Source organism: Pseudomonas spirodelae, from assembly GCF_034653255.1.
GTDB classification, from domain to species: Bacteria; Pseudomonadota; Gammaproteobacteria; order Pseudomonadales; family Pseudomonadaceae; genus Aquipseudomonas; species Aquipseudomonas spirodelae.
Window position 1 is genome coordinate 12,796 of sequence record NZ_JAYEET010000005.1, and the last position, 25,273, is coordinate 38,068.

General features: G+C 61.1%; 27 protein-coding genes. 15 read left to right on the top strand and 12 right to left on the bottom strand.

The features are described from left to right. Positions 1 to 95: 95 nt before the first annotated feature. Together SOP97_RS02310 and SOP97_RS02315 are read right to left on the bottom strand one after the other, a co-directional pair. Positions 96 to 842: a LytR/AlgR family response regulator transcription factor gene (locus SOP97_RS02310; RefSeq protein ID WP_274088215.1), complete on the bottom strand. Its 747-nt coding sequence runs from the start codon at positions 840 to 842 to the stop codon at positions 96 to 98. Beyond that, entirely contained in the window at positions 839 to 1,921 is a 1,083-nt protein-coding gene (locus SOP97_RS02315) for a sensor histidine kinase (RefSeq protein WP_274088214.1), read from the bottom strand. Before SOP97_RS02315 ends, SOP97_RS02310 begins: the two co-directional genes overlap by 4 nt. A gap of 252 nt (positions 1,922 to 2,173) precedes the next feature. Here SOP97_RS02315 and argH point away from each other — a divergent pair, with 252 nt between their 5' ends. The 6 genes from argH to SOP97_RS02345 all read left to right on the top strand — a co-directional run bounded on the left by argH (position 2,174) and on the right by SOP97_RS02345 (position 8,809). Further along, positions 2,174 to 3,568 (top strand): argininosuccinate lyase, encoded by a 1,395-nt coding sequence (gene argH, locus SOP97_RS02320; protein WP_322948099.1) that lies wholly within the window; start codon positions 2,174 to 2,176, stop codon positions 3,566 to 3,568. Between the two features lie 163 nt (positions 3,569 to 3,731). After that, a complete protein-coding gene (locus SOP97_RS02325) occupies positions 3,732 to 4,211 on the top strand; it encodes a GNAT family N-acetyltransferase (RefSeq protein WP_274088276.1) in 480 nt (159 codons plus the stop codon). 21 nt (positions 4,212 to 4,232) lie between these two features. Continuing rightward, positions 4,233 to 4,499 carry a hypothetical protein gene (locus SOP97_RS02330; protein WP_274088212.1) on the top strand — a complete coding sequence of 89 codons (267 nt, stop codon included), beginning with the start codon at positions 4,233 to 4,235 and terminating at the stop codon, positions 4,497 to 4,499. 83 nt (positions 4,500 to 4,582) lie between these two features. Beyond that, a complete protein-coding gene (locus SOP97_RS02335; RefSeq protein ID WP_274088211.1) occupies positions 4,583 to 5,401 on the top strand; it encodes a substrate-binding periplasmic protein in 819 nt (272 codons plus the stop codon). Further along, the gene (locus SOP97_RS02340; protein WP_274088210.1) at positions 5,398 to 5,652 is read left to right on the top strand and encodes a TIGR02647 family protein; all 255 of its coding nucleotides are present in this window, start codon (positions 5,398 to 5,400) and stop codon (positions 5,650 to 5,652) included. Before SOP97_RS02335 ends, SOP97_RS02340 begins: the two co-directional genes overlap by 4 nt. 226 nt (positions 5,653 to 5,878) lie before the next feature. Then, positions 5,879 to 8,809, top strand: a complete 2,931-nt coding sequence (locus SOP97_RS02345; RefSeq protein ID WP_274088209.1) for a class I adenylate cyclase — start codon at positions 5,879 to 5,881, stop codon at positions 8,807 to 8,809. A gap of 9 nt (positions 8,810 to 8,818) precedes the next feature. Here the strand turns inward: SOP97_RS02345 and rnk are convergent, their stop codons facing one another. The 3 genes from rnk to cyaY form a co-directional block, all read right to left on the bottom strand. Then, on the bottom strand, positions 8,819 to 9,229 hold the full coding sequence (rnk, locus tag SOP97_RS02350) for a nucleoside diphosphate kinase regulator (protein ID WP_274088208.1): 411 nt from the start codon (positions 9,227 to 9,229) through the stop codon (positions 8,819 to 8,821). A 117-nt stretch (positions 9,230 to 9,346) separates the two neighbouring features. Further along, positions 9,347 to 9,529, bottom strand: a complete 183-nt coding sequence (locus SOP97_RS02355; protein ID WP_274088275.1) for a DUF1289 domain-containing protein — start codon at positions 9,527 to 9,529, stop codon at positions 9,347 to 9,349. A gap of 4 nt (positions 9,530 to 9,533) precedes the next feature. Beyond that, positions 9,534 to 9,866, bottom strand: a complete 333-nt coding sequence (cyaY, locus tag SOP97_RS02360) for an iron donor protein CyaY (protein WP_274088207.1) — start codon at positions 9,864 to 9,866, stop codon at positions 9,534 to 9,536. A gap of 421 nt (positions 9,867 to 10,287) precedes the next feature. Here cyaY and lptM point away from each other — a divergent pair, with 421 nt between their 5' ends. From lptM to SOP97_RS02390, 6 genes are read left to right on the top strand one after another with little or no spacing between them, the layout of a single operon-like run. Continuing rightward, entirely contained in the window at positions 10,288 to 10,440 is a 153-nt protein-coding gene (lptM, locus tag SOP97_RS02365) for an LPS translocon maturation chaperone LptM (RefSeq protein WP_274088206.1), read from the top strand. Positions 10,441 to 10,449: 9 nt separating this feature from the next. Then, positions 10,450 to 11,703, top strand: a complete 1,254-nt coding sequence (lysA, locus tag SOP97_RS02370; protein ID WP_274088205.1) for a diaminopimelate decarboxylase — start codon at positions 10,450 to 10,452, stop codon at positions 11,701 to 11,703. A 12-nt stretch (positions 11,704 to 11,715) separates the two neighbouring features. Further along, entirely contained in the window at positions 11,716 to 12,546 is an 831-nt protein-coding gene (gene dapF / locus SOP97_RS02375; RefSeq protein WP_274088204.1) for a diaminopimelate epimerase, read from the top strand. After that, complete coding sequence (locus tag SOP97_RS02380) at positions 12,543 to 13,241, top strand: DUF484 family protein (protein ID WP_274088203.1); 699 nt, start codon at positions 12,543 to 12,545, stop codon at positions 13,239 to 13,241. Before dapF ends, SOP97_RS02380 begins: the two co-directional genes overlap by 4 nt. A gap of 32 nt (positions 13,242 to 13,273) precedes the next feature. Then, complete coding sequence (gene xerC / locus SOP97_RS02385) at positions 13,274 to 14,170, top strand: tyrosine recombinase XerC (RefSeq protein WP_322948100.1); 897 nt, start codon at positions 13,274 to 13,276, stop codon at positions 14,168 to 14,170. Further along, positions 14,167 to 14,862, top strand: a complete 696-nt coding sequence (locus tag SOP97_RS02390) for an HAD family hydrolase (protein WP_274088201.1) — start codon at positions 14,167 to 14,169, stop codon at positions 14,860 to 14,862. Before xerC ends, SOP97_RS02390 begins: the two co-directional genes overlap by 4 nt. 70 nt (positions 14,863 to 14,932) lie before the next feature. Here SOP97_RS02390 and sutA read toward each other — a convergent pair whose 3' ends face one another. The 4 genes from sutA to glnK form a co-directional block, all read right to left on the bottom strand. Next, a complete protein-coding gene (gene sutA / locus SOP97_RS02395) occupies positions 14,933 to 15,262 on the bottom strand; it encodes a transcriptional regulator SutA (RefSeq protein ID WP_274088199.1) in 330 nt (109 codons plus the stop codon). Between the two features lie 257 nt (positions 15,263 to 15,519). After that, the gene (locus SOP97_RS02400) at positions 15,520 to 16,770 is read right to left on the bottom strand and encodes an ammonium transporter (RefSeq protein ID WP_274088198.1); all 1,251 of its coding nucleotides are present in this window, start codon (positions 16,768 to 16,770) and stop codon (positions 15,520 to 15,522) included. 78 nt (positions 16,771 to 16,848) lie between these two features. Continuing rightward, entirely contained in the window at positions 16,849 to 18,162 is a 1,314-nt protein-coding gene (locus SOP97_RS02405) for an ammonium transporter (protein WP_274088197.1), read from the bottom strand. 37 nt (positions 18,163 to 18,199) lie between these two features. Then, on the bottom strand, positions 18,200 to 18,538 hold the full coding sequence (gene glnK, locus SOP97_RS02410; RefSeq protein WP_021700071.1) for a P-II family nitrogen regulator: 339 nt from the start codon (positions 18,536 to 18,538) through the stop codon (positions 18,200 to 18,202). A gap of 427 nt (positions 18,539 to 18,965) precedes the next feature. Here glnK and SOP97_RS02415 point away from each other — a divergent pair, with 427 nt between their 5' ends. After that, positions 18,966 to 19,235: an accessory factor UbiK family protein gene (locus SOP97_RS02415; RefSeq protein WP_322948101.1), complete on the top strand. Its 270-nt coding sequence runs from the start codon at positions 18,966 to 18,968 to the stop codon at positions 19,233 to 19,235. A 38-nt stretch (positions 19,236 to 19,273) separates the two neighbouring features. Continuing rightward, positions 19,274 to 20,773, top strand: coding sequence for a YifB family Mg chelatase-like AAA ATPase (locus tag SOP97_RS02420; protein WP_322948102.1), 1,500 nt, complete (start codon positions 19,274 to 19,276; stop codon positions 20,771 to 20,773). A gap of 62 nt (positions 20,774 to 20,835) precedes the next feature. Here the strand turns inward: SOP97_RS02420 and SOP97_RS02425 are convergent, their stop codons facing one another. Both SOP97_RS02425 and SOP97_RS02430 read right to left on the bottom strand, forming a co-directional pair. Beyond that, positions 20,836 to 21,621, bottom strand: a complete 786-nt coding sequence (locus tag SOP97_RS02425; RefSeq protein ID WP_274089493.1) for a gamma-glutamyl-gamma-aminobutyrate hydrolase family protein — start codon at positions 21,619 to 21,621, stop codon at positions 20,836 to 20,838. Positions 21,622 to 21,912: 291 nt separating this feature from the next. Continuing rightward, the gene (locus SOP97_RS02430; RefSeq protein ID WP_322948103.1) at positions 21,913 to 22,836 is read right to left on the bottom strand and encodes a LysR substrate-binding domain-containing protein; all 924 of its coding nucleotides are present in this window, start codon (positions 22,834 to 22,836) and stop codon (positions 21,913 to 21,915) included. Between the two features lie 137 nt (positions 22,837 to 22,973). On the opposite strand from SOP97_RS02430, the gene SOP97_RS02435 reads away from it, so the two are divergent. Then, positions 22,974 to 24,371, top strand: a complete 1,398-nt coding sequence (locus SOP97_RS02435; RefSeq protein ID WP_322948104.1) for a NorM family multidrug efflux MATE transporter — start codon at positions 22,974 to 22,976, stop codon at positions 24,369 to 24,371. Here the strand turns inward: SOP97_RS02435 and SOP97_RS02440 are convergent. Next, positions 24,352 to 25,272: an SdiA-regulated domain-containing protein gene (locus SOP97_RS02440; RefSeq protein WP_322948105.1), complete on the bottom strand. Its 921-nt coding sequence runs from the start codon at positions 25,270 to 25,272 to the stop codon at positions 24,352 to 24,354. The genes SOP97_RS02435 and SOP97_RS02440 overlap by 20 nt on opposite strands. Between the last annotated feature and the right edge of the window lies 1 nt (position 25,273).

Here is a 25,273-nt window from a genome sequence, read left to right on the forward strand (position 1 = left end):
TAACAGGCTGGCCCACATCAGGCCTGCAACCGGACAGTCAATGCCCCTTCGCCTCTACGGTCGGATCGCCGGGGTGCCGCAGATCCAACCAAACGCTAAAGGTTGTGCATCAACTTGCGTACCCCAGCCACATGCCGGCGGCTGACAATCAGTGCTTCTTCGTCCATGCCTTTGAGAAACAGCTGGAAATGCCCGAGTGGCGTGCGCTGTAGCCGCTCGATGCGCTCGCGGGCCACCAACGCATTGCGGTGAATACGCACGAAGCGATCACCAAATTCATCTTCCAGCGCCTTTAGGGGCTCATCCAGCAGCACTTCACCGCCGACGTGGCGCAGGGTCACGTATTTGTGATCAGCAATAAAATAGATCACCTGATCCAGCGGGATCAGCTCAATTCCTTTGCGCGTACGCGCACTGATGTGGCTGCGCGGGCCACCGCCACTGTCCCCCGCTGGACGAGTCAACGCGGCCAGTTGCACGCGGTTCGGGCGTTCGGCTTTCTTCAGCGCTTCACTGAGGCTTTCCGCCCGCACCGGTTTGACCAGATAGCCCACCGCACTGACCTGGAAAGCTTCCAAGGCAAACTCGTCATGAGCCGTACAAAAAATCACCGCCGGCGGCGCCTCGCGCTCACACAGTTTGGCGGCCACCTGCAGCCCATCCATGCCAGGCATGCGGATATCCAAAAGCACCACATCCGGTTTCAGGCTGTCGATCAGGCTCAGGGCCTCCTCACCGTTGCTGGCTGAGGGTTCAAGCACACGATAGCCATCGAGCTCGCCCACCATACGGCTTAGGCGCTCACGGGCCAGGGGTTCATCATCGACAATCAGGACATTCATAATGCACGGGCTTCCTGCTTGGGTCTCACACAAGGATAGCGTAGACAGGTGAAATGGCGGCCGTCACGGCGCTCTACGCTAAGACTGGCCCGCGGGCCGAAAAGTGCCACCAGGCGCGCATCAATATTGCTCAGCGCCTGATGCGTGCCGTTCGATGGCGGTTGCTCGCCGAGTTGTTCGTATGGATTGCTCACGCACAGTTGGAATACCCCCTCGTGATAACTCGCCTCAACCCGCACCAAGCCGCCTTCGATACGCGGCGCAATGCCGTAGATCAAGGCGTTTTCCAATAAGGGTTGCAACGTCAATTGTGGAATCGGCAAATCGTCCGGCACGCCGGCCACCTCCCATTGCAACTGTAGACGCTCGCCGAGCCGATAGCGCTCAATCGACAAATATCGTTGCGCCAGCTCCAGTTCTTCGCGCCAGGGCACCAAGTTGCCGGGCTTGGCCAAACTGGCGCGGAACAGATCGGAGAGATCCAGCACGGCCTGCTCAGCCTTGTATGGGTCAACAACCACCAAACTGGCAATGCTGTTTAGGCTGTTGAACAAAAAGTGTGGACGGATGCGCGCCTGCAGTGACTCGATGCGCGCACGCAGCTCGGCCTGTTCCTGCTTACGCCATTGGCTTTGCAGATAGAAGTAACGCAGCAGCAGCGCCGACATGATCAAGCTGATCAATGCATGCCGCAGGTACAGGTTGACCTCGCCAATCCGCGGCAACGGCCCGCCCAGTTCGTAATAATCGGCGACGGCGGTACAGCCTAATGTCAGCGCGACCACAATGGCGCAGCACAAGGCGCCGGCCGTGGCCGCGGGCATACGCGCCATTAACGGGCGCAGGCGGCACAACACGGCGGCCGAGAGCAGCACGATCCACTGCACAAAGAGCGAAGTCAGGGCCAGACGCACCCAGTCAAAACCCGGCAACATCGGTTCAGCGAGCACCAGCACCAGCACCAGCAACTCCGCCAACAACACCATGCTCAGCAACGCTTCCGGCTCGCACAGTTCAGGAACGAAGAAGTCATCGACCAGGGGAGGCTGCTTTTTTGATAACGGTTTTTTTATTTTCATCGCCGCAGTTTCCGCGTGAGCCGCCCCAGCAGCAAGATAGACCGCTACGGCCGGGCGAAATAAAGCACCGAAATGCGCCCACCACAATAAAACTGTGAACGGCGCAACATTACCCGTCCCGCGCCCCGCTGCAGCAGCGGATAACGCGACGCGGCGAATTTGCCGGCCAGCCTGTTATTATCGGCACACTTTTCCGTCTTGCCGGCCGCCACGTGCGGCCAGCCCGTTTTAGCGCACCAGCGAGCGAAGCCCATGAGCACTGAAAAAACCAACCAATCCTGGGGCGGCCGCTTCAGCGAGCCCGTCGACGCCTTTGTTGCCCGTTTTACCGCATCCGTCGAATTCGACAAGCGCCTCTATCGCCACGACATTATGGGCTCCATCGCCCACGCCACCATGCTGGCCAAGGTCGGCGTTCTGACAGACGCTGAGCGCGACAGCATCATCGAAGGCCTGACGCAGATCCAGGGCGAAATCGAGGCCGGTCAGTTCGACTGGCGCGTCGACCTGGAAGACGTGCACATGAACATCGAAGCGCGCCTGACCGATCGCATTGGCGTCACCGGCAAGAAGCTGCACACCGGGCGTAGCCGCAACGACCAGGTCGCTACCGATATTCGCCTGTGGCTGCGCGACGAAATCGACCTGATCCTCGGCGAAATCACCCGCCTGCAGCAGGGTCTGCTGGAACAGGCCGAGCGTGAGGCGGAAACCATCATGCCGGGCTTCACCCACTTGCAAACTGCGCAGCCAGTAACCTTCGGCCATCACCTGCTGGCCTGGTTTGAGATGCTCAGCCGCGACTACGAGCGCCTGGTCGATTGCCGCAAGCGCACCAACCGTATGCCGCTTGGCTCGGCCGCGCTGGCTGGCACCACCTACCCGATTCAGCGCGAAGTCACCGCGCAACTGCTGGGGTTCGATGCAGCCGGCGGCAACTCGCTGGATGGTGTGTCGGATCGCGACTTCGCCATCGAATTCTGCGCCGCCGCCTCGATTGCCATGATGCACCTGTCGCGCTTCTCCGAAGAGCTGGTGCTGTGGACCAGCGCGCAGTTCCAATTTATCGACCTGCCGGATCGCTTCTGCACCGGCAGCTCGATCATGCCGCAAAAGAAAAACCCCGACGTCCCCGAACTGGTACGCGGTAAAACCGGCCGGGTATTCGGCGCACTGACCGGCCTGCTGACCCTGATGAAAGGCCAGCCGCTGGCCTACAACAAGGACAACCAGGAAGACAAAGAGCCGCTGTTCGACGCCGCCGACACCCTGCGCGACTCGCTGCGCGCCTTCGCCGACATGATCCCGGCGATCAAGCCCAAGCACGCGATCATGCGTGAAGCGGCCCTGCGCGGCTTCTCCACCGCCACGGACCTCGCCGACTACCTGGTACGCCGTGGCCTGCCGTTCCGCGACTGCCACGAAATCGTCGGCCATGCGGTGAAATACGGTGTCGACAGCGGTAAAGACCTAGCGGAAATGAGCCTGGAAGAGCTGCGCCAGTTCAGCGACCAGATCGAGCAGGATGTGTTCGCCGTGCTGACCCTGGAAGGCTCGGTGAATGCCCGTGACCATATCGGCGGCACCGCACCGAATCAGGTGCGCGCAGCCGTGGTGCGTGGCAAAGCCCTGCTGGCTGAGCGCTAAGCCCACCATGACCGATATAAAGCGCCCACGATTTCGCTTCTCCGCTGATCGAAACTCAGCCAGCCGTCGTGTGCGCTATATCGAAGGCACCCAGGAGGCAGAAGGGCTCTGCACCATTTGTCTCCTGGACGAGCACAACCCGCTGCCCGTTGAGAACACCACCATGGCCCTGCACATCCGCCCTGCCACCGTCGAAGACGCGGCCCTGATCCTGGACTTTATTACTGACCTGGCGATCTATGAGAAAGCCGAACACGAGGTGAAAACCGATGTGGCCGGCATCCAGGCCAGTTTGTTTGGCCCTGACAGCACGTCGCACGCGCTGATTTGTGAGCAGAACGGCGTGCCGGTTGGCTATGCCGTGTATTTCTTCAGCTATTCGACCTGGCTAGGCAAGCACGGCATCTACCTCGAAGACCTGTACGTCAGCCCCGACCACCGCAAAATCGGCGCAGGCAAGGCATTGCTCCGGCACCTCGCACAACTGGCCGTGAGCAAAGGTTGTGGCCGCTTGGAGTGGGCCGTACTGGACTGGAACACCCCCGCTATTGAGTTTTATGAGTCCTTCGGCGCCAAGCCCCAAGACGAATGGACCACCTACCGCCTGACGGGCCAAGCCTTGTTGGACTTTGCCCAGAGTTAGCCCCCCCTTTCGGAGCAGAAAATGAGCGAGCAAGACGACGAAGCGTTTGCCGAGGACACCCTGACCCAGGCCATTGAGAACCAACTCGAAGCCGGCGAGCCAGCCTTCGTCCAAGCCGTGCTGAACAAGTTGACCCTGGTCGGCTATGAGCGTGAGGCAATCATCGAGTTGATGGCGCTGGTGTTGGCCGATGAAATCGAGGTGATGTTGCGTGATGACCGCGCCTTTGACCTTGCCCGTTACGAGCAAGGCCTGCGTGCCCTGCCCGAGTTACCAGCACAAAACTGAAGCGCACTTGACCCAGGGCACTGTTCAAAAGGGCTAGCAGGTTGTTACTGTCGGACAATCTGACCCCACAAGGCGCAGCACCGATGATGCATTGGCTTGAGCGAAGCGGCATATTGCTCATCTTGCTCTGCTCACTGACTCCACCCGCGATCGCGGCGGCCGAGCTCCCGCGCATTGGTGCAGAGGACGACTGGTACCCCTACACCGCTTGGCGTGATGGGCAGATCGTGGGTATGTCAGCAGACATTGTGCGCGCAGCCTTCGCCAGCAGCGACACGCCGATCGAACTCGCCGCTTACCCTTATCCGCGCTGCATGGAACTGGCCCGCACCGGCAGCCTGGTGGCGTGTTTCAACACCACCCCAAATCCTCGCATCGAAGCGCAATTCCTCTTGCCACAGGAAATGCTCTTCAGTGATGACATCCTGCTCTGGGCGCGCAACGGCGCTCCACCGCTGGATAACCTCGATGACCTCGCCGGCAAGCGAGTGGCGGTAACCATCGGCTACACCTACGGCGCGCATTTTGACGCCCGCCAGGACATCCAGCGCGTACCGGTGCGCCGTGACCTCAATGGTTTTCTCATGCTGCAGCGTGACCGTGTCGATTACGTGGTCGCGTTTCGCGGCACTACCCAGGCACTGATCCAGCAACATCCGCAGCTGGCCAATCACTTCGTCGCCCTGGCCACCGTCCACCAGCCGCAGCTCTACCTGACCTTCTCCCGCCACCACCCAGAGGCCCCAGCACTGCTGCAGCGCTTTGAGCTGGGTATGCGGCAGATAAAAAGCGACGGCACCTATCAGAAAATTCTTGAGCGCTGGCAGTTACCGGCTCGGCAAGCTGCAGCGCACACCACTACACTGCTGGACAGCCACGACAACAAGACGGAGTCACCATGAACGCATTTACTTCTGACCTGATCGACGAACTGGAAATACTCGCCTTGTATAACCTGAGCAACCACCTGGAAGGGCTCAAAGTACACAACAATGCTTCGATCAAAGCCCAGAAGGCGATTACTCGCCTGCATGAGAAAGGCCTGATCAGCGAGGCAGACGGTGGCTACCTGACCAGCCTGGGCATTGATGCGGCCGAACATACCCAGGGCCTGCTGACCATCCTGTCACCCAAAGCCGCCTTACTGACATAAGCCACTTCAGCCACGTACGCGCCGGGCGATATGGCAGCAGACCCTCTGCTTTGTGCTGCACATCGCGCCCCACGGCCCAATACTGATAAGCAGTTGCTCTCAGGCGTACCACCAGCCCACGTGCTGCGCCTGAGCGCCCCAACCTGACGGCACACACCTTGTTTCAACAGGTTCCAAGTACGGGAGCAGCTGATAGGCTTGCCCCTGATTCCCAGTGAGCATGAGCATGAGTCGCACCCAGGAAATTCGCCCGGACATTGAAGAGGGTATCGATCGTAAGGTCCTGACGCAGCTACGCGCACGCTTCCTCCACGTGAATCAAGGCCGCCTGCAGCGCGCCATGCAGGCGTTATCAACGCGCCAACAACTGGTGCTGAAACTGCTGCCGCTGCTGCTCCACGTCAACCATCCATTGCTGCCTGGCTATGTGTCCGCGCTAACCCCGGCCGGTCTTAGCGGCTTCGAGCCGGATGACGAGCTACTGTCTGAAGTGCAGCGCCTGACCCGCTCATTTGCCTACAAGCCGTATCGCGGCAAGCAGGCCCTGCCGATCCATGGCCTGTTTCTGATGGGCAGCCTGGGTACCGTGGCCCAGGCTGAGCAAAGCGACATGGACCTGTGGGTGTGCCACGCCAGTGACCTTAGCGCGCAACAAGTGCTTGAGCTGGGGAAGAAATGCGCACTACTGGAAAGCTGGGCCGCCACCTTCGGTGCCGAGGCGCACTTCTTTTTAATCGACCCCGCGCGCTTCACTCAGGGCGAGCGCGAAGCGCAACTGACCTCGGATGACTGCGGCACGACCCAGCACTACCTGCTGCTCGACGAGTTCTACCGAACTGCGATCTGGCTCGGTGGACGCACGCCACTGTGGTGGCTGGTGCCGGTGTATGAAGAACAGCGTTACCAGCACTACACCGACACCTTGCTGGCCAAGCGTTTTGTCCGCGCCGAAGACGTCATCGACCTCGGCCACCTGGCGCGCATTCCGCCTGAAGAGTTTATCGGCGCGGGCATGTGGCAACTGTTCAAGGGCATCGAGTCACCCTATAAGTCGGTGCTTAAGCTGCTGCTGACCGAGGTCTACGCCAGCGAGCACCCCAAGGTTGAATGCCTGGCGCTGCGCTTCAAGCAGGCGGTATTCGCCAACCGCCTGGATGTCGACGAGCTCGACCCCTATATCGTCGTCTACCGTCGCCTGGAGGAGTACCTCAAGGTCCGTGGCGAGCATGAACGCCTAGAGCTGATCCGCCGCTGCCTGTACCTCAAGGTCGATAAAAAGCTCAGCCGCCCGCCACGCCACAACCGCAAGAGCTGGCAACGCCTGCTGCTCGAACGCCTGACCGGCGACTGGAACTGGGACAGCCGCCAACTGGCCATGCTCGACAGCCGCAGCCAATGGAAGGTGCGCCAGGTCAGCGCCGAGCGGCGCATGTTGGTCAATGAGCTGACCTACAGCTACCGCTTTCTCTCGCAATTCGCCCGTAACGCAGACGTGGGTAGCTCACTCAACAGCCGCGATCTGGGCATTCTCGGTCGCCGCCTGTATGCCGCCTTCGAGCGCAAGGCCGGCAAGATCGAATTTATCAACCCCGGCATCGCCCCAGACCTCGGCGAAGACACCCTGACCCTGGCGCAGAGCCCAAGCCCGGATGAGCCCAATGAAACCCTTTGGGCGCTCTACAGCGGCAGCGTTAACGCACAAGACCTGGCAGATTTCTCGCCGCTGAAACGCTCGCGTGAGCTGATCGAACTGCTCGCCTGGTGCCAGCGCAACGGCGTGATCGACAGTAGCACGCGGCTGTCACTGCACCCTGGTAGCAGCGACCTGACCGAGTATGAGCTGTCCAACCTGCTCAGCAGCCTGCAACAGGTGATACCGCTGCCGCTGCCCGCGGTCGACGAAGCCGCTCTGCTCAGTGCCAGCGTGCCCAAAGAGGTGCTGCTGCTGATCAACGTCGGTATCGACCCGCTGAAACAGTTCAGCCAGATGAACATGCACATGACCAGCGAGCGCACCGACGCACTGGGCTATTCCGGGGTACGTGAGAACCTGATTCTGACCCTCGACCAAATCACCCTGAACAGCTGGAATGAGTTACTGGCCACCCGCTATGACGGCCCGACTGCACTGCTCGATTGCCTGCGCGACTTCCTCAATGCCCTGCCCGCCAGCGGCCAAAAACCTAATTTGCAGGTGCGCTGCTTCTGCCGCAACCGCGCCACAGCGATTGCCGAACGGGTCGAGGAGCTGTTCCGCGAAACCCTTGCCAGCTTCAGCAGCCAACAGGCCAACCGCTACCTGCTGCAAATCAAACAGCAGTATCACTTACTCGAACTGAAGCCCGGCCACGTCAGCCACAGCAGCCTGAAAGACCTGCCCACATTGATCGAACATTTGGGCGAAGAGCTGCCCGGCTACAGCGACTTGCACCTGGATCGCAGCGCCCTGGAGGGTGAAGACCTGGCGCTGATCCTACCGCTTGGCAGGCCGCAGTGCATCCAAGTGTTCTACCGGCTGAACGAAGCCAGCGCCACGGCCGAGCTGAGCGTGCTCGATGAGCACAACGCGCTATGGCGCCAGCAGATGCCGTACCGTGACGAACAAAGCCTACTGACCCCACTGCAACGCTTTCTGCAATCCGTGCTGTACCGACGCAACGCCCTGCTGCCGCTGGATAACCTGCCAGCACATCAGCCGCTGGAGATTCTCTATTACCAAGTGCTGCCCGATGCGCCGTTACGCGCGCAGCGTTTGGAGCGGCGAGCGCCGCCACTGTCACCGATCAGTCATCCGTTTTATGACGTGCAAGCTATTGTCGAGCCAGGCGATGGCAAAAAATCTCCGGGAGAGATTTTTGACGTCGCGAAGCGACGGCCCGCAGAGTGGTCGCCAGGGATGGCAGGCCACAAGCGCACGCACGTCACGCTGTACTGTAACCACCGGGAGTTTTCTGAATTGGAATACGCCGGTGACCTGTTCGCCGCCGTCGCCCAGCACATCCTCGCGCAACGCCGTGATAGCGCGCGCTACCCCTGCTACATCACCGACTTGGATCTATCAGCCGTGCTCGGCGAGGGGCATATGCAGAGCGTGCATTACCTGCGCTACAAGAGCCGCCTGGAAGCGGCACTCAATCAGGCCCTGCAGAAAGCCTGAGTTCGTCGGTTAGGCGCGGTTATATTCGCCCGCCGCTTCCGGCTGGTATTCCACCGCCAGCAGGGTCAGCTTGAGCACTTTGCCGCTGGGCGTGACCCAGTCGATATGCTGACCCACGGACAAGCCGAGCAGGGCGGTGCCAACCGGCGCCAGCACCGACACACAGCCTTCGCCACCAGCGTCCTGCGGGTAGACCAGGGTCAGGTGGTAATCCTTGCCGCTGCTTTCTTCACGGCAATGCACCCGCGAATTCATGGTAACCACCCCGGCCGGCACTTCGTCATGCCCCACCACATCGGCACGATCAAGTTCGGCCTGCAACGCGACGGCATTGGGGCCGAAATCGTCGAGACTGTCGAGCAGATGCTCCAAGCGCTGCAGGTCAAGACGGGTGATGGTGAGCGAAGATGGGCTGGTCATGGTGCGGGTATATCCCCTTTACGGATGGTGAAAAAAGCAAAACCCCATCACGAAGACGGGGTTTTGCAAGATTTTGCTGACCGTACCACAGCCACTCAAATAAACAAGACCGCCCGGTCAAGGGTTATCGCTGCGCTGCTGCAGGCGCACCTCAGCCGCCGCACAGATCGCGCACTGGCGCAGCCGGTCGGCCTTGCTCCAGTCGAGAATGTCCTGCAGCGTACGGCCACAACCCAGGCAGATATCGTGATCATCCAGGCAGCACTGGCGGCGGCAGGGCGAAGCGACCTGCTCGCCCATCGCCTCAGAGTTCTTCGAACTCAAGGTCGGCACCCGATTGCTCAAGCGTGATACGTGCAAGCATTTCGCCCAGCTGCTCGTCGCTGCTGTCACAGATCCAGCGCTCGCTGGCCGGGTCGTAATCGAAATGGAAACCACCGGAACGGGCTGCCAGCCAGAGCTGACGCAGGGGCTCCTGGCGACTGAAGATCAACTGCGTGCCGTTCTCGAAACGTACGGTCAGCACCCCGGCCGAGTTTTCCAGATCAAGGTCCAGGTCGCAGTCATCGAAAATATCTTCCACCGCCTGTTGGGTGGCATCGACCAGATCGTGAAAGCGGGCTTCGGTCAAACTCATTACGACATACCTCAAAAAATTCAGCGACTACAAAAAGCCTTGGGTAGCGGGCGCTATAACAGCGTGACGGTTAGGCAAGGCGCCAGTAGGTGAGAAACGCAGCGCAGCATAGTAACAGCCAACGCTTGCACCACAGAGGTGAACGGATTGAAGGATAACCCGGCCTCGCGCAAATGCCGCTGCAGGGTACGCTGACTCAGTGGCAACGCCTCAGGTAACCGAGCACACCTTAGCGGTAGACGACTAATACTGAACTACTCACGACGAGGGGGCTGACTATTCAGGCGCCCGATCACGGGTGCCGAGTACGCGCTCCCACGCGACAAGCAAGGCCGCGCCAGACGGGACCCCTGGCGCATAGGCAAGGCGTCGGGGGCTCGGTATACTCCGGCGCAATCATGCTTTTTACAGGGATTTCATCATGAAGCGGTTGTTTACTGCCCTCTTCACCGTGGTTGCTATCAGCTCACTGCTCGCTGGCTGCGGCCAAAAAGGCCCGCTGTTCCTGCCGGAAGAAAGCGCGTCCGTGGCCGCACAGGCGGAACCCGCAACTGAACCTGCACAGACCGAATAAGGACAGCGCATGAACGCCTTCAACTACCGCGACGGTACGCTGTTCGCGGAAGGGGTGGCGTTGTCCGCCATCGCCCAACGCTTCGGCACGCCGACTTACGTCTATTCGCGTGCACACATCGAAGCGCAGTACCGTGCCTATGCGGATGCCCTGCAGGGCATGCCGCATCTGGTCTGCTTCGCCGTCAAAGCCAACTCCAATATCGGTGTTTTGAATGTCCTGGCGCGTCTTGGCGCCGGTTTTGACATCGTCTCCCGTGGTGAGCTGGAGCGTGTACTGGCCGCCGGTGGTGAGGCGAACAAGATCGTCTTCTCCGGTGTCGGCAAGAGCCGCGACGACATGCGCCGCGCCCTTGAAGTGGGCGTGCACTGCTTCAACGTCGAGTCCACTGACGAGCTGGAGCGCCTGCAAGTAGTGGCCGCTGAACTGGGCCAGACAGCGGCGATTTCGCTGCGGGTCAACCCGGATGTGGACGCGGGCACGCACCCGTACATTTCCACCGGGCTGAAAGAAAACAAATTTGGTATCGCCATCAGCGATGCGCCGGCCGTATACGCCCGCGCAGCAGCCCTGCCGAACCTGCAGGTGGTGGGCGTCGATTGCCATATCGGCTCACAGCTAACCACGCTGCCACCGTTCCTCGATGCCCTCGACCGCCTGCTCGCACTGATCGACAACCTGGCCGGCCAAGGCATCCAGATCAAGCACCTGGACTTGGGCGGCGGCCTCGGCGTGCAGTACCGCGACGAACAGCCACCACTGGCTGGCGACTACATAAAAGCAGTGCGCGAGCGCATTGCCGGGCGTGAGTTGAAGCTGGTATTCGAGCCAGGCCGTTCGATTGTCGCCAACGCCGGTGTGTTGCTGACCCAGGTCGAATACCTCAAGCACACCGAACACAAAGACTTTGCCATCGTCGACGCTGCGATGAACGACTTGATCCGCCCGGCGCTCTACCAAGCCTGGATGGATGTGATCGCCGTGCAGCCGCGTACCGGTGCGACGCGCAATTACGACATCGTCGGGCCGATTTGCGAAACCGGCGACTTCCTCGCCAAGGACCGCGAGCTGGCCCTGACCGAGGGCGATCTACTGGCCGTGTGCTCAGCCGGTGCCTATGGCTTTGTCATGAGTTCCAACTACAACACCCGCGGCCGCGCCGCCGAGGTGATGGTGGATGGCGACCAGGTCTTCGAAGTGCGTCGTCGCGAGACGCTCAGCGAGCTTTTTGCAGGCGAACACTGCCTGCCGCCCGCGAGCTAAAAGGACGAGTTCATGTTATTGCGTTTTACCAAGATGCACGGCCTCGGCAATGATTTCATGGTCCTCGACCTGATCAGCCAGCACGCGCACATACAGCCGAAAAACGCCAAGCAATGGGGCGATCGCCACACCGGCGTGGGCTTCGATCAGCTGCTGCTGGTCGAGCCGCCGAGTAATCCAGACGTGGACTTCCGCTACCGCATCTTCAATGCCGACGGTTCGGAAGTGGAACAGTGCGGCAACGGCGCGCGCTGCTTCGCGCGCTTCGTGCTGGACAAGCGCCTGACTGTGAAAAAGCAGATCCGCGTGGAAACCAAGGGCGGCATTATCGAGCTGGACGTGCGCAACGACGGGCAGATCAGCGTCAACATGGGCGCACCGCGCCTGGTCCCAGCCGAGATCCCGTTTCAGGCCGAGCAGCAGGCGCTGAGCTACAGCGTGGCCGTCGACGGACAGACCGTTGAGTTGGCCGCGGTGTCCATGGGTAACCCGCATGCCGTGCTGCGCGTCGACAGCGTCGATAACGCGCCGGTGCACAGCCTGGGGCCGAAGCTCGAACACCACCCGCGCTTCCCGCAACGGGTTAATGTCGGCTTCCTGCAAGTGCTTGACCGCCATCGCGCCAAGCTGCGCGTGTGGGAGCGTGGCGCCGGGGAAACCCAGGCCTGTGGCACCGGCGCCTGCGCCGCGGCGGTCGCGGCAATCAGCCAGGGCTGGATGGACTCGCCGGTGCAGATTGAGTTGCCTGGCGGCAAACTGAGCATTGAATGGGCAGGCCCGGGCCAGCCCGTTATGATGACCGGCCCCGCTGTACGCGTGTACGAAGGACAGGTTCGTCTATGACCGACAAGCAGGATTCACCCAAGCCACTGGATTCGGAGACAGTTGCCGCTTACCTGCGCCTGCATCCGGAGTTCTTTATCGATCACGACGAGTTGATCCCCGAGCTGCGCATCCCGCACCAGCGCGGCGATACCGTGTCGCTGGTTGAGCGGCAGGTGAAGCTGCTGCGCGAGCGCAATATCGAAATGCGTCAGCGCCTCTCACAATTGATGGATGTGGCCCGCGACAACGACCGCCTGTTCGACAAGACCCGCCGCCTGGTGCTCGACCTGCTCGACGCCAACAGCCTGGAAGAAGTGGTCAGCTGCGTCGAAGACAGCCTGCGCAGTGAGTTTCAGGTGCCCTTCGTTAGCCTGATCCTGTTCAGTGAAGCACCGTTGCCCGTTGGCCGCTCAGTCAGCAGCGCCGAAGCGCACCAGGCTGTCGGCAGCCTGCTGGCGGGAGGCAAGACCATCTGCGGGGTACTGCGCGAGCATGAGTTGAATTTCCTGTTCGGCAGCAAGGACGGCAAACAGGTCGGTTCGGCAGCGGTGGTCAGCATCACCCATCAAGGCCTGCATGGTGTGCTGGCGATTGGCAGCAGCGATCCGCAGCATTACAAAAGCTCGCTGGGCACCCTGTTTCTCGGCTATATCGCCGAAGTCCTGGCCCGTGTCGTGCCCGGTTTTGCCACACCCTTGCGTTCGGTGCGTTAACCGGCGCAGCGACCGCACCGTAGGGAGCTGCCATGCAAGACCTCCTGGACGCCTACCTCGAACACCTGCGCAGTGAGCGCCAGCTGTCCTCGCACACCTTGATCGGCTATCGGCACGACCTGAGCACGCTATTGGCGCTGTGTCCGCCCGAGCACATTGACCGCTGGTCGGCGCTCGACAGCGCGCGGCTGCGGCGCATGGTCGGACGCCTGCACATGCAAGGGCAATCTAGCCGCAGCCTGGCGCGCCTGCTTTCCGCGACCCGTGGCCTGTACCGTTACCTGATTCGCGAAGGCCACTGCGAAAGCGACCCCGCCAGCGGCCTGATGCCGCCCAAAGGCGAACGCCGCCTGCCAAAAACCCTAGACGCCGATCGCACGGCACAACTGCTCGACGGTGCTCTGGAAGACGACTTTATCGCCCTGCGTGATCAGGCGATGTTGGAACTGTTCTACTCCTCCGGGTTGCGCCTGTCGGAGCTGGTCAGCCTCAACCTGGACGGCCTCGACCTGCCCGCCGGCCTGGTACGCGTCACCGGTAAAGGCAACAAAACCCGCGAGCTGCCCATCGGCCGCATGGCACGTCAGGCCATGGAGCACTGGTTGCCGTTACGCGCCCTGGCCAAGCCTGCCGATGGCGCTGTGTTTATCAGCCAGCAAGGCCGGCGTATCGGCCCGCGAGCCGTGCAGCTGCGGGTGCGCCAAGCCGGCGTACGCGAACTGGGTCAGCACCTGCATCCGCATATGCTGCGTCACAGCTTCGCCAGCCATATGCTGGAGTCGTCCCAAGACTTGCGCGCGGTGCAGGAACTGCTCGGCCATGCTGACATCGCCACCACGCAGATATACACCCACCTGGATTTCCAGCACCTGGCCACGGTCTATGACCAGGCTCACCCACGGGCCAAACGCAAAGGCAGCACAGAATGAGTATTCAGCTGATCACCTTCGACCTTGACGACACTCTGTGGGATGTCACCCCGGTGATGCAGGACGCCGAAGCGGCGCTGCGTAACTGGCTGGCTCTGCACGCGCCGCGCCTCGGCGCTGTGCCGGTGGAGCATCTGTGGTCAATTCGTGCCAGCCTGCTGCTGGCCGAACCCATGCTCAAGCACCGCCTCAGTGAGCTGCGCCGGCGCATCCTCCTGCATGCCCTGACAGACGCGGGTTACCCGCACAGCGAGGCGCAGGCGCTGGCCGAGGCCGGCTTTCAGATCTTCCTTGCGGCGCGCCATCAGGTCGAACTGTTTGCTGAGGTGCACCCCACACTTGAAGCCCTGGCTAATCGCTTTCAGCTTGGGGTTATCACCAACGGCAATGCCGATGTGCGCCGTCTCGGCCTGGCGGACTACTTCCAATTCGCCCTCTGCGCCGAAGAATTGGGCGTCGGCAAACCTGACCCGAAACCGTTCACCGAAGCCCTGAAGCGCGCCGGCATTGCCGCCGAACACGCGGTGCATATTGGCGACCACCCCAGCGATGATATTGCCGGGGCTCAGGCGGCGGGTCTGCGCGCCATCTGGTTCAACCCCCTGGGCAAAGCTTGGGAGGCCGACAACCACCCGGATGGAGAGATCCGCAGCTTGGCAGAGTTGCCGACCTTGCTGCACAGCTGGGCGTAAGCAACCCTTAACGCCACAAAAAAGCCCACAGGCTTATGGCCTGTGGGCTTTTTTGTGTTACCGCAGGCGCTTAGATAGGGCGGCTGCCGTATTTGCCTTCGGGCTTCTTGGGCGGGTCGGAGACCACATTCGGCTCGACCTCCTGCACCTTGCCGCCACGCGAGAGAAACTCCTCCATGGCGCGGGCCAGGGCATCACGGTCTTTCTGCTTGGCTTCAACGCTCGGCAAGTCTTCTACCGAGACAGCAGCCTTGGCTTTTTTAGGCTTGCTGGTGACTACAACTTCATCGTCGCTGTCGTCGTCATCGCTAGTGTCGCCATCATCAGCGGCAGCCAGCTCCTCACCTTCGTCTTCGTCAGCGCTTTCTAATTCGTCGTTTTCCAGATCATCGTCGCTCATGTTCCAACCTCATGACTTGCGAAAAGCAGAGTAGTTATAGCCCAGCGGCGTCAGCTTTCTAACGCCGCTGATAAAAAATCCAATGGTCTTGCCTGGGCTGAGCGCTACGCATCGGCGAGCGGCACTCAACGGCGCGCATTTTAGGGTCTGTTGCTGCTGGATCACAACCGCGCGCGTGCCTAAAAACAGCAGACTTTTCCGACCCACAGAAAAAACAAAGGGCGCCATTAGGCGCCCTTGTTCAAACCCAGCAGGAATTAACGCTTGGTGAATTCCGGGTAGGCTTCCATACCGCACTCGGCGATATCCACACCCTCGTATTCCTCTTCTTCACTGACGCGCAGCCCCATCACCAGCTTGATGATGGACCAGACGATCAGGCTGCAAACGAAGACCCAGGCGAAGATCGAACCGATACCGAGCAGCTGTGCGCCCAGCGTCGCGTCGCTATTGGTCAGGCAAACCGCCAGCAGGCCCCAGATACCGACCACACCGTGCACCGAGATGGCGCCGACAGGATCGTCGAGTTTGAGCTTGTCCAGCGCGAGGATCGAGAACACCACCAGCACGCCGCCCACACCACCGATCAGAGTGGCCTGCATGGCTGTTGGGGTCAGCGGTTCGGCAGTAATAGCCACCAGGCCAGCCAGGGCACCGTTAAGGGCCATGGTCAGGTCAGCCTTGCCGAACAGGATGCGTGCCACGATCAGCGCCGCGATCAAGCCACCGGCAGCGGACATGTTGGTGTTCACAAACACGTTGGCCACGGCGTTGGCGTCTTCGATGGTGCTCATCTTCAGCTGCGAGCCACCGTTGAAGCCGAACCAGCCCATCCACAGGATGAAGGTACCCAACGCAGCCATTGGCAGGTTGGCACCCGGAATGGCGTTGACCTGGCCATTCGGGCCGTACTTGCCTTTACGTGCGCCGAGCAGCAGTACGCCAGCCAGAGCAGCAGTTGCGCCCGCCATGTGCACCACACCGGAGCCGGCGAAGTCGAGGAAGCCGGCTTCGTTGAGGAAGCCCGAACCCCATTTCCAGAAGCCCTGTACCGGATAGATGAAACCGGTCATGACCACCGCGAATGCCAGGAAGGCAAACAGCTTCATGCGCTCAGCCACAGCACCGGACACGATCGACATGCAGGTCGCAGCGAACACCACCTGGAAGAAGAAGTCCGAACGCGCCGAGTAGTAAGGCGCGTCGTCACCGCCGGCCAAGACCGACTCAACGCTGTGCTCGTCACCCAACAGGAAACCCAGGCTTGGCAGGATGCCGCCTTCCGGGCTGGAGTACATGATGTGGTAGCCGATCACCAGGTACATGATGCTCGCCACTGCGTACAGGGCGATGTTCTTGGTGAGAATTTCAGTAGTGTTTTTGGCCCGCACCAGACCGGATTCGAGCATGGCAAAACCTGCTGCCATCCACATCACCAGAGCGCCGCAAATCAAAAAGTAGAAGGTATCAAAACCGTACTGCAGTGCAGTCAATGCTGTGTTGTCCATGGTTCACCTCTTGCCGTTACGCTTTTTAGCGCTATTCGGTTAAGGCGTCCGGGTTGGCGCCGGACGCACTCCGTGTGCTTACAGGTTGTAGCCGCGCTCGTTATGCAGGGCGAGATCGAGACCGATGGTCTCTTCCTCTTCACTGACACGCAGGCCCATTACTAGGTCGATCACTTTCAGGATTACGAAGGTCACCACAGCGGTGTACACCACCGTGAAGGCCACCCCTTTGAACTGAATCCACAACTGCCCCGCAATGTCTTCCACCGCGCCGAAGCCGCCCAAGGCGGGCGCGGCGAACGCCCCAGTGAGAATAGCGCCGACAATCCCGCCCACGGCATGCACGCCGAATACATCGAGGGAATCGTCATAACCCAGCTTGCGTTTCAGGCTGGTGGCGCAGAAGAAGCAGATCACCCCACTGGCCAGACCAATCGCCAGAGCGCCCATCGGCCCCGCGGTACCGGAGGCCGGCGTGATCGCCACCAGACCCGCCACAGCACCCGAGGCAATGCCCAGAACGCTGGGTTTGCGATGGGTGATCCACTCAGCGAACATCCAGCTCAGCGCCGCTGTAGCGGTGGCAATCTGAGTCACCAGCATGGCCATACCGGCGCTGCCGTTGGCGGCCAGCGCAGAGCCTGCATTGAAGCCGAACCAGCCGACCCAAAGCATGCTTGCACCGATCAGGGTGTAGCCGAGGTTGTGCGGCGGCATCGCCGTAGTAGGAAAGCCCTTACGCTTGCCCAGCACCAGACAGGCCACCAGACCGGCAATACCCGCGTTGATGTGCACCACGGTGCCGCCCGCGAAGTCGAGCACGCCCCAGTCCCACATCAAAGCACCGTCGCCACTCCAGACCATGTGCGCGATAGGCGCATAGACCAGGGTGAACCACACCACCATGAAGATCAGCATGGCCGAGAACTTCATGCGCTCGGCAAAGGCACCGACAATCAGCGCAGGGGTGATGATGGCAAAGGTCATCTGGAAGGTGATGAAGACACTCTCCGGAATCCCAGCCACCAGGCTGTCTAGAGTCAAACCAGAAAGGAAGGCTTTGGAGAAACCACCGACGAAGGAGTTGAGGTTAAGTACCCCCTGCTCCATGCCAGTCGTGTCGAAGGCCATGCTGTAGCCATAGACGACCCAAAGAATGCTGATCAACCCGGTAATCGCAAAACACTGCATCAGCACTGACAGCACGTTCTTCGAACGCACCATGCCAGCGTAGAAAAGCGCCAGACCGGGAATGGTCATAAACAGCACCAGTACAGTGGCGACCAACATCCAAGCGGTGTCGCCGCTGTTCAGGCTTGCCTCTTCGGCCATGGCATAGCCAGGAACGAGAGACAAAAGGGCTCCTAGCCCTGCGATTTTTCGCAGAGTCATGGTTTAACTCCTGGGGCGTGGGGGTTCGTGCGGAGGCTTAAACTGCGTCGGTGCCGGTTTCGCCGGTACGGATGCGGATGGCCTGTTCCAGGTTTACAACGAAAATCTTGCCGTCACCGATCTTGCCGGTGTTGGCAGCTTTGGTGATGGCCTCGATCACACGATCGAGTTGATCGTCAGCGATGGCCACGTCGATTTTCACTTTTGGCAAGAAATCGACCACGTATTCAGCGCCGCGGTACAGTTCGGTATGGCCCTTCTGACGACCAAAACCTTTGACTTCAGTGACCGTGATGCCCTGCACGCCGATCTCCGACAGTGACTCACGAACGTCGTCCAGCTTGAACGGCTTGATGATGGCAGTGACTAGCTTCATGAAACTCTCTCCCGTGTATGGTGGACTTGCCCCAGGAATTACGAACCCGGTCCAAGTCTAAGCGCAGTGCCTGGCTTTTGTAATGCATCGCAGCCCTGATCCAACGGCACCGATACTCAGCAACCGCTCCCAACGAAACACTTCCCCGCTTCGCCTGACGCACCGGAACTGCATCAGTGCTTGCGTCGCAGGAGACAAAGCAGAAAGCTTGCCAGGTCAGGTAAAACCGATTTATTTCATGCAGTTACCCAGTAAACGGGCGTTTTAGCCCAGTAATAGCCAACAGCCAGCGCACAACAACGGTGCAACAGCCCGCTGAGCCGCGCGCGAAAACCGTGCAAGCAGCCTCCATCCCACGCCAAGCGCACCCGGCAAGCCGGTTAAAACTGCGTGCTACACTGCCGCCATCTGTAAACGGAACCTCATTATGCTGCCACCTAAAGCCCTGCTAGACGCCCTGACCACCCATGCCTCGCGCCTGTTCAACGGCGATGCGCCCTTGCCGCGCAGTGAATTCGAAGCCCAGTTCAAGGTGCTGTTGCAAAGCGCCTTCAGCAAACTCGACCTGGTCAGCCGCGACGAATTCGACAGCCAGATGGTCGTATTAGCCCGCACCCGCGCTCGCCTGGAAGCCCTCGAAGCCAAGGTCAGCGAGATGGAAGCCCGCAACGCAGCCACCACCGCGCCCAACGAGTAATACCCAAGCGGATGCATCTGCCGATCAAGGAGTGATCGATGTCCCTGGCCATAGTCCACAGCCGCGCCCAAGTTGGCGTTGAAGCGCCCGCCGTCACCGTCGAGGCCCACTTGGCCAATGGCCTGCCCTCACTGGCGCTGGTCGGCTTGCCAGAAACCGCGGTCAAGGAAAGCAAGGACCGCGTGCGCAGTGCCATCCTCAACTGCGCCTTCGACTTTCCGCCCCGACGCATCACCCTCAATCTGGCCCCGGCCGATCTGCCCAAGGACGGCGCCCGTTTCGACTTGGCGATTGCCCTCGGCATTCTCGCTGCCAGCGGCCAGGTTCCTGCGGCGGCGCTGGAACAGCTCGAATGCTTAGGTGAACTGGCGCTGTCCGGGGCGATTCGCCCGGTGCAAGGCGTATTGCCTGCGGCACTGGCGGCCCGCGCCGCCGGACGCACCCTGGTGGTGCCCAAGGCCAATGCCGAGGAAGCCAGCCTGGCGTCTGGGCTGACGGTGATTGCCGTCGAGCACTTGCTAGAAGTTGCCGCGCACCTTAACGGCCAAACACCGATTGCGCCGTTTCAAGCGCAAGGCCTGCTGCGCCAAGTATTGCCCTACCCTGACCTAGCCGAAGTACAGGGCCAGATTGCCGCCAAACGCGCACTGTTGGTGGCCGCCGCAGGCTCGCATAATTTGCTGTTTACCGGCCCGCCCGGCACCGGCAAAACCCTGCTGGCCAGCCGCCTGCCTGGCTTACTGCCGCCCCTCAACGAGGCGGAAGCACTGGAAGTAGCCGCCATCCATTCCGTGGCCAGCCACACGCCGCTGAACGCCTGGCCGCAAAGACCGTTTCGTACACCGCATCACAGCGCATCGGGCCCGGCGCTGGTGGGGGGCGGCAGTCGCCCGCAACCGGGCGAAATCACCTTGGCCCATCACGGCGTGTTGTTTTTAGATGAGCTGCCCGAGTTTGATCGCAAGGTGCTAGAGGTCCTGCGCGAGCCGCTGGAAAGCGGGCATATCGTGATTGCCCGTGCCCGCGACAAGGTACGTTTTCCCGCGCGCTTCCAGTTGGTGGCGGCGATGAACCCCTGCCCCTGCGGCCACCTGGGCGACCCTTCCGGGCGCTGCCGTTGCAGCAGCGAGCAAATCCAACGCTACCGCAACAAACTCTCCGGGCCTTTTCTCGACCGTATCGACCTGCACCTGACGGTGCCGCGCGAAACCACCCGCCTCAACCCCAGCACTGAGCCCGGTCCAGGCAGCGCCGAGCTGGCCGCTCAGGTGGTTAAAGCACGTCAGCAGCAACTGGAACGCCAAGGCTGCAGCAACGCGCACCTCGACCTTAACGGCGTGCAACAGCATTGCCGCTTGCCCGACGCCGACCGCCAGTGGCTGGAAAACGCCTGCGAGCGCCTGGGCCTGAGCCTGCGCGCCGCTCACCGCGTATTAAAAGTGGCACGCACCCTGGCCGACCTGGACGGCGCCGCAGATATCAGCCGCAATCATCTGGGCGAAGCCTTGCAGTACCGCCCCAGCGGCAGCGCGACCTGAATCACCGGCATAAAGAAGCCCCGCATGCGGGGCTTCTTTATGCCGCAGGGCAAAGCGGAGTGTTAGTCGCGCTGTGCGGCGTACTCACGGCAAGCGTCGCCAAACGCTTTGAAGATTTTCACCGAATGCGGGTTTTGCGCGGCCTGCCACTCCGGGTGCCATTGCACCGCCAAGGTGAACTGCTCAACGCCCGGCAGGTGAATCGCCTCAACCAAACCATCTTCGGCGTGGGCCAGAGCCTCAACGCCCTCACCCAACTGATCAAGCGCCTGGCCATGCAGCGAATTAACCGGAAACGCCGCATCGCCCATCAGCTCAGCAAACCAGCTACCGGGCAGCGCCTGCACGGTATGGCTGTCGGCGTACTGCACTGCCACTGGGTCGTTGGAGTCTTCACGGTGATCGTTCAAGCCCGGCACTTCGTAGGCTTTCTGGTGAATGGTGCCACCCAGCGCCACGTTTATTTCCTGCATACCACGGCAAATGGCGAACAACGGCAAACCGCGCTTGAGGGCCGCGCGAATCAGCGGAATATCGAACAGATCACGCTCTTTATCCTGGCCCTTGCTCGGAGTCTTGTTCTTCTGACCATAAAGCGCCGGGTCGATATTGCTCCCCGCACCCGTCAGGTACACACCATCAACCATGGACAGGTACTGGTCGATGTCATCGACGCCACAGCAGCTCGGGGCCAATACCGGCACACAGCCAGCTATCTCCGCCAACGGCGTGATGTATTTGTGGGTCATGACCTGATAAGCGTGGCCTTTGCGTTCCTGGGTGCCCATAGACATCAGGACCACCGGTTTACGCGCCGCTGGGCGCTTGTTGGTATCGTTGTTGGACATACTTCACCTTGGGGCCGGACAGCCGGCCATTGCTATGCAGGGCGTCAAACACTGTGGCACGCACCCTGTTGTGCGCGTGGCTTAAGGACTTAGAAGCCCCTAAACCCTGCGAGCAAGTCTGCCAAAGCCGTAAAATATGTCAAACGAATAAGTGCAAATTGTTTGACAAACGCCCATCAAGACGGCAGTAAACTTTCGACTAACAACCAATAAGCCATTGAAAAATAATAATAAAAACTTAAAGCGCGCAATTCATTAGTCCAATATTTTTTACGCCTTGGCGCAGCTGATTTAATCCCCCGGCAGGCGCTGCACTGGCGGTAATTGCATGGCCGCTACGTCAGCCAACAGATAATCACGCAGCCGCCGGAAACGCTCCTGACCACGCCGCGCCTTGGGCCAAACCAGGTAGTAGCGGTCGCCGCTGGGCACTGCACTGGGCCAAGGCAAGCCGAGCCGCCCTTGCGCGACATCCTCGGCGACCATCACCAAGTCGCCGATGGATACGCCATAACCGCGCGCGGCCGCCACGATGCCCAGCTCCAGGGTGTCGAACACCTGGCCACCCTTGAGCGGCACTTGATCGGCCAGCCCCATGGCCTGCAACCAGCGCCGCCAATCGCGGCGATCCGGGGTGGGGTGCAACAACTCGGCGGCCTGCAGACGCGACAGATCCCAGGGCTCCTCAGTCAACGCCTCAGGCGCGCAGACGGGGATCAGCCACTCGGCAAACAGCTCAGTGCTTTCCCATTCCTCCGGAAAGTCGCCCTGCCCGAGCAGCACCGCGCAGTCGAACGGCTCATGCAGAAAGTCCACCTTGTCCACATCCATCCAGGCACTGGTCAGCTGCACTTCGCTGGCACTGCTCAGGCGGTAATGCGACAGGCGCGCCAGCAACCAACGCATGGTCAGTGTCGAGGGGGCTTTTAGGCGCAGCACGCTGTCATCGACGCGCAGGGTGTTGCAGGCGCGCTCCAGCGCCTCAAAGCCATCACGCAGCCCCGGCAGTAGTAGGCGCGCCGTCTCGGTGAGTTGCAGGCTGCGGCCCCGGCGCTCAAACAGGCGACAGGCAAAGTGCTCTTCAAGGGTGCGCACATGGCGGCTGACCGCACTCTGGGTAATCGCCAACTCTTCGCCGGCGCGGGTGAAGGAGCAGTGCCGTGCTGCCGCTTCAAAGGCGCGTAAGGCATACAGCGGCGGCAAGCGCGGGCTCATAAGGTTAATCCATGAGTAATAGTCATATCTGGCATCGCTATTATCCTTTTGTGCCGGCACCAATAGCGCAGGAAAATTGCGCATTCTCTGCCTGCACGGAGCACCCGAGCAAGCCTTCTAACTGAGTAGAACTCATCATGCTGCAACCGCTTCGTGGCGAGTTACGCGCCATCTTGAAACTTGCCGGGCCGCTAATTGCGGCGCAACTGGCGCACGTACTAATGGTGTTTACCGACACCGTGATGATGGGCCTGCTCGGCCCCGCCACTCTGGCAGCAGGCGGCCTGGGGGCGGCCAGCTACTCCTTTGTCTCGATCTTCTGCGTCGGGGTGATTGCCTCGGTCGGCAACCTGGTGGCGATCCGTCACGGCGCCAATGACGCAGCCGGAGTGACCCGGTTGACCCAGAACGGCCTGTGGCTCGGCTGGGGGCTGGCGCTGCTGGCCGGGCTGGCGCTGTGGCACCTCGGCCCGGCACTGCTGTATTTCGGCCAGCAGCCGGAGAACGTCAGCGGCGCCATGCAGTTTCTCTCAACCCTGGTGTATGCCCTGCCCGGCTATATGAGTTTTATGGCGCTGCGCGGTTTTACCAGCGCCATCGGCCGCCCTGGCCCGGTAATGGCCATCAGCATTGGCGGGGCGCTGGCCAACTTCATCCTCAACTATGCCCTGATCAAGGGCTGGTTCGGCCTGCCGCCGCTGGGCCTGGCCGGGATCGGTCTGGTGACTGCCGTGGTGATGAATATCATGGCGCTTCTACTGGCCTGGCATGTACTGCACCACAGCGCCTACAGCCCTTACCCTCTGTGGCGCGGCCTGCTACGGCCGGTGTGGGCTGAGCTGAAAGAACTGCTGCGCCTAGGCCTGCCGATTGGCGGCACCTATGCGGTGGAGTCAGGCCTGTTTGCCTTTGCCGCGCTGTGCATGGGCGCGCTGGGCAGCACGCAACTGGCGGCACACCAGATCGCGATCATGTCGGTGTACGTGGCGTTTATGGTGCCGGTGGGGATTTCCTACGCAGTGACCTTCCGCATCGGCCAACACTTCGGCGCCGGCCGCCTGCTGCAAGCCAGGCAAGCCGGGCGCCTCGGGCTGGGCCTGGGCGCGCTGTGCATGCTGGGGTTTGCCGGCCTATTCTGGCTCGCCCCGCACTGGGTGATTGGACTGTTTCTCGACGCTGCAGACCAGACCTATCACGAGGTGGTAGCGCTGGCCGTGGCCCTGCTGGCGATTGCCGCTTGGTTCGAGTTCTTCGACGGCATCCAAACCATCGCCATGGGCGCGATCCGTGGCCTCAAGGACGCCAAGACCACCTTCTGGGTAGGCCTCGGCTGCTATTGGGCCGTGGGGGCGCCGCTGGCCTGGACGCTGGCCTTCCCGCTGGGCTGGGGCGCTCATGGCGTGTGGTGGGGGCTGGCCGGTGGCCTGGCCTGCGCCGCCATCGGCTTAACCCTGGGCTTTGAATGGAAGACCGCTCGCCTGTTGCAACCCTCAACCGCCGCGCTTACGTCACGGCTTAAGCCCCAGGCTTCTTGAAGCGGTAGAACAGGTTCGGCTCGCTGACCAGGTAAAGGGTGCCCTGGTCATCCATCGCAATCCCTTCGCCTTGAGGCACACTGCGCTTAAGACCGTTTCGGCCCCTCAGCAGTGACAGGCTGCTGATCGGTTTGCCCTCGGTGTCCAGCTCCAGCACCAGCCGCGACTCGTCGGATAACGCGAGCAAGTGCCCGCTGCGCTCATCGAACTGCAGGCTGGAAAGGTCACGCACAAACAACCTAGCGTCGCGCTGCCGGTCATCCACCACATGCACGGCAAACGGCTGCGCCGAATCGAGCTGGGGGAAGCCATGGATTTCGTAGATACGCAGTGGATCGCGCTCCTTGGCGACAAACAGGCGCTGGCCGACCGAGTCGTAGGCCAACCCCTCAAAGCCCTTGTTGCCACTCAGACCAATGCTCAAGGACAGCTGTTGGGACTGCTCGGCATGCAGGGCTGTGGTGCCGTCATCCACGCGCACCTTGATCAGCCGCTGACGTCGCTCGTCAGTGATTACATACAAGCCCTTGCCGATGTACTCGACCGCCTCGGCATCGCCAAAACCATGTAGGTCGATACGCCGCAGTAACTTGCCATCCAGCGACAGCTCGATCAGCTGCGCCTTCTGATTGGTTACGGTAAACAGGCTCTTGCGGTCCGGGTCGTAGGTCAGCGCCGAGACATCATCATCCAACCCCTCAATCACCTGCGCCTCGATATCCACCTGATAGTCCGAGAGCAGCATTGGCGCCTGCTGGCCGGTGCTCGCCTGTTGCCACTGCTGCACGTTGAACCAGGCTCGCTCGAACAGGCGGTATTCCTGCGCGAAGAGTGCAAGTAACAGCAACAGCAGCGCAGCAAGACTCAGCAGCAGGCGTTTCAGGGTGAAATGATCTCGCATC